Below are 4508 nucleotides of genomic sequence, written 5' to 3' on the forward strand. Positions count from 1 at the left end.
CCTCAAGCTAAACAGGATATCATTAATTTAAAGTTAGCTGATATTGATGGACTTTCTTCTTCAAATAAAGTATTATGGAAGAACAAAGAAGTAGGTAAAAGAGCACCACATAATACATATACTAGTATGGAAGTAATCAGAGAGTGCCAATTGGAAAGAGGATATAGGCAAACAGGAGATTATGAGGGCTTTAAATTTGCTGAAGAAGAAGTAAATTTAGATGGATTTTCAGCAGAAAAAGTATTAATAAACTACTATAAAAATAATACAACTAAATATATATATGATTCAGAGGAAAAACTATACTATCGCCAAAAAGATGGCGTTAGTCATATAGATGAATTTGATAATTCTCCTATAATTGCAAATAATATTATCATACAAGAGGCAAAAACAAGAGTAATAGATAATCTGGGAAGACTTTCAATTGATTTGGTAGGTGAAGGTAAGGGTAAATACATAACTAATGGAAGAGGCATAAATATAAAATGGGTAAAAAAGTCTAGAAATAGTAAAACCCATTTTTATGATGAATTAGGCAATATGATAGATTTGAATCCAGGAACAACTTGGGTTCAAGTTGTAAATACAGATCCAGATCTAATTATTGAATAATAAATAGACTATAAAGGGTGGTTTTATGGAAAAAAAACAATTGATAAAAAAAGCTTTAGAAGCACAGAAAAAAGCTTATGTTCCCTATTCTAAGTTTAGAGTAGGTGCAGCTTTATTAACTGAAGATGGAGAAGTATATACAGGATGTAACATAGAGATAGCTTCATATTCTCCTACTTTATGTGCAGAAAGGACGGCGATTTTTAAAGCGGTATCGGAAGGGCATAGAAATATAAAAACTATAGCAATTGTTGGAGATTCTGATTATACGTATCCTTGTGGAGTATGTAGACAGGTGATTAGAGAATTTGGAAAAGATGCAACTATTATAATAGCTAATACCGAAGAAGATTTTAAAGAATATAAATTAGATGAATTGTTACCTTATAGTTTTGGGCCAGAAGATTTAGATGAAAAGATTTAGGAGTGATCAAATGTATAAATCAGGTTTTGTTACGGTGATAGGCAGACCAAATGTGGGGAAATCAACACTTTTAAATAAAATAATTGGTGAAAAAATATCTATTATTTCTAATAAGCCTCAAACAACTAGAAACAAAATTCAATTAGTATATACTGAAGAAGAGTTTCAAATTGTTTTTCTTGATACACCAGGCATTCAAATGCCTAGAAATAAACTAGGGAAATATATGTTAAAAATATCCAGAGAGACTTTGGAAGAAGTGGATATAATTTCATTTATGGTAGATGAAAGTTCAGAAATAGGTAAATTAGATAGTTATATTATTGAACAATTGAAAAGTGTAAAAACACCAATAATTTTATTGATTAATAAAACTGATAAGATAAGCAAGGATGAAACGAACCAGTTGATATTAAAATATGAGAAGATGAATATGTTTAAAGAAATTATCCCTATATCAGCAATAGATGGAAAAAATATTCAAATTTATATAGATTCAATTAAAAAATTGTTGCCTGAAGGGCCTCAGTACTTCCCAGAACACATGATTACAGATAAACCAGAAAGATTTATTATTTCAGAAATAATCCGAGAAAAAGCACTGGAAAGTTTACAAGAAGAAGTACCCCATGGTATTTATGTATCTATAGAACAAATAAAAGAAAGAAAAGAGAAAGATTTAATTGATGTTCATGCAAATATATACTGCGAAAAAGAATCTCATAAAGGTATTATAATTGGAAAAGGTGGGAAAATGCTTAAAGAAATTGGAAAAAATGCAAGAATAGATATAGAAAATTTATTAGGTAGTCAAATTAATTTACAATTGTGGGTGAAGGTAGAAAAAAATTGGAGGGAAAAAGAAGGTAAAATCAAATATTTTGGTTATAAATAGGAAGGTAGTAATAAGATGTATACAAAAACAGAAGGTATAGTTTTAAAAGAGCTTCGATTTAGAGATACAAGTAAAATATTAACAATATTTACAAGAGAGAATGGGAAAATTCATGTAATGGCAAGAGGAGCATATAGGCCAAAAAGTAAATTAATAGCCAATACTCAGCCTTTTTCATATAATAGTTATTATCTATTCAAAGGTAGAAATTTTTATTATATCAATCAGGCAGATATTATAGATTCTTTTTACTCGATTAGAGAAAATATTCATAGAATGATGTATGGATCTTATATGTTAGAGTTAGTGGATTTATCTATTTTAGAAGAAGAAGAAAGTGAAAAGCTTTTTTTGCTATTAATCAAAGGCTTGAAAATTTTATCTAAAATAGATAACAATTATTACAAATTCATATCATCATATGAGCTAAAATTCATTTCCTTCTTAGGTTATAGACCTTCTATAGAAGGTTGTGTTGCATGTGGAAGAAAAGGTTTTAAAAATTTTAAATTTAGTATAAATCAAGGAGGTATAATTTGTCCTAGTTGCTCATCTAATGAACCTTATTGTGAAAATATGGATATATCCATGTATAAAGCTATGAAAGCTTTACTATATACACCTTTAGATAAATTATCTTCATTAAAAATTCCTAAAGATACTACGTTTAAATTACATGAGATTATGGTAAAATACATATTGAACAAAATAGAAAGAGATCAATTTAATTCTTTAAATATATTAAAATCAATGAATAATAATGGAGGCGAATAAAATGGATATTTCCCTAGAACAAGTCGATATGGTGGTAGAACGAACAGGTGTAACTTTTGCAGAGGCTAAAGATGCTTTAGAAAGAACAGATGGAGATGTAGTAGATGCCATTATTTTAATTGAAAAAAATCGAACTTCTTGGTCAGATGATGTAGCAGATAGAAGTCAACAGATGATTGATAAAGTAAAAGAAATACTCAGAAAAGGAAATGTAACTAAAATTACAGTAAAGAAAGATGGAGAAATATTGATGAATATACCAGTAACAGCTGCTGCTTTAGGAAGTATTATATCTGTACCTTTAGCCTTAATAGGACTAGGTAGTGCTATTGTTTCAAAGTGCACAATTGAAGTCTTAAAAGAAGATGGAGAAGTAATTAATATTAATAATTTAATGGCAAAAAACACCCAAAACCCTATGGATAACTCTGATAGTTAATAGATTATCATATTGACAACTTTATGTTTTTTTGCTAAATTATTATCTATATAGAAAACTAATAAAATATGCAATGAGGAAGAAAGAAATCAATCTCCATATAAAAGCGAACTAAGGCTGGTGGGAGCTTAGTATAGTGGAGTTGGTGAAAGGCACTTCTGAGCATATGCAAGAGAGAATACCTTTGGTATTAAATAGGGTGGAACCGCGGAAGTAACCTTTCGTCCCTATAGGGATGCAAAGGTTTTTTGTTCGTTTTAAATGAGTAAATAAGGAGGTTTAATTATGTATTTTCAGGATTTAATGCTGAAACTACTTGAGTTTTGGGGAAGTAAAGGATGTTTAATATTAGAACCATATGATGTTGAGAAAGGTGCCGGAACCATGAGCCCTCATACTTTTTTAAAGGCTTTGGGACCTGAATCTTGGAAAGTGGTATATGTAGAACCATCAAGAAGACCAGCTGATGCTAGGTATGGAGAAAATCCCCATAGAGTATATCAACATCACCAATTACAAGTAATATTGAAGCCCTCACCTGAGGATGTACAAGATATTTATTTAGACAGTTTAAGAGCCATAGGGATAGACCCTCTAAAACATGATATAAGGTTTGTAGAAGACAATTGGGAGGCTCCCACATTAGGTGCTTGGGGACTTGGCTGGGAAGTATGGTTGGATGGCATGGAAATTACACAATTTACTTATTTTCAACAAGTTGGTAGTATTAATTGTCATCTAGAATCAGCGGAATTAACTTATGGATTAGAGAGGATTGCTATGTATCTTCAAGATGTAGATGATATTTTTCAAATAAAATGGAATAAAGATATTACTTATGGAGATATATTTAAAAATCCGGAATATGAACATTCTGTATATAGTTTTGAGAAAGCTAATATAGAGACTTTAAGGCATTTATTTAATATATATGAAGAGGAAGCTAAAAATATTATTGAAGATGGACTGGTGCTACCTTGTTATGATTATGTTCTAAAATGTTCTCATACCTTTAATGTATTAGATGCTAGAGGTGCTATAAGTGTTACTGAAAGAACCCACTATATTAGTAGGGTTAGAAATCTTGCTAAGCTGGTTGCGTCTAAATATATAGACCAAAGAGAAAATCAAGGATATCCTCTAAAAAAGGAGGGAATGTAAAATGGACGATAAATATCTATTAGAGATTGGAGTAGAGGAATTACCTGCAAGATATATCGATCTGGCCTTAAAGCAATTAAAAGAGAATACTGAAGAGATGTTGAAAGATAAAAGAATTGAATATTCTGAATCAGAAACTTTGGCAACTCCAAGAAGGTTAGTTTTAATTATTCATGGATTAAGTGAAAAACAACTGACCT

At 30.1% G+C, this 4508-nt stretch carries 7 protein-coding genes and 1 other annotated feature; all 7 genes read left to right on the forward strand.

Annotated elements, in window-relative coordinates:
* Nucleotides 1-615: DUF3048 domain-containing protein (locus tag VK998_RS08695; protein WP_325227692.1), on the forward strand; the 615-nt coding region annotated here is incomplete at its 5' end.
* Between the two features lie 25 nt (nucleotides 616-640).
* A complete protein-coding gene (locus tag VK998_RS08700; protein ID WP_325227694.1) occupies nucleotides 641-1039 on the forward strand; it encodes a cytidine deaminase in 399 nt (132 codons plus the stop codon).
* A 10-nt stretch (nucleotides 1040-1049) separates the two neighbouring features.
* The gene (gene era / locus VK998_RS08705; RefSeq protein WP_325227696.1) at nucleotides 1050-1934 is read left to right on the forward strand and encodes a GTPase Era; all 885 of its coding nucleotides are present in this window, start codon (nucleotides 1050-1052) and stop codon (nucleotides 1932-1934) included.
* A gap of 15 nt (nucleotides 1935-1949) precedes the next feature.
* Nucleotides 1950-2708, forward strand: a complete 759-nt coding sequence (gene recO / locus VK998_RS08710; protein WP_325227698.1) for a DNA repair protein RecO — start codon at nucleotides 1950-1952, stop codon at nucleotides 2706-2708.
* Nucleotide 2709: 1 nt separating this feature from the next.
* Entirely contained in the window at nucleotides 2710-3147 is a 438-nt protein-coding gene (locus VK998_RS08715; RefSeq protein ID WP_325227701.1) for a DUF4342 domain-containing protein, read from the forward strand.
* Between the two features lie 64 nt (nucleotides 3148-3211).
* Nucleotides 3212-3379: a binding site (T-box leader), on the forward strand.
* 53 nt (nucleotides 3380-3432) lie between these two features.
* Nucleotides 3433-4308 carry a glycine--tRNA ligase subunit alpha gene (glyQ, locus tag VK998_RS08720; RefSeq protein WP_325227703.1) on the forward strand — a complete coding sequence of 292 codons (876 nt, stop codon included), beginning with the start codon at nucleotides 3433-3435 and terminating at the stop codon, nucleotides 4306-4308.
* A gap of 1 nt (nucleotide 4309) precedes the next feature.
* The coding region (locus tag VK998_RS08725; protein ID WP_325227705.1) for a glycine--tRNA ligase subunit beta at nucleotides 4310-4508 on the forward strand (199 nt) is incomplete at its 3' end.

Source organism: Schnuerera sp., from assembly GCF_035459645.1.
GTDB lineage: Bacteria > Bacillota > Clostridia > Tissierellales > Tepidimicrobiaceae > Schnuerera.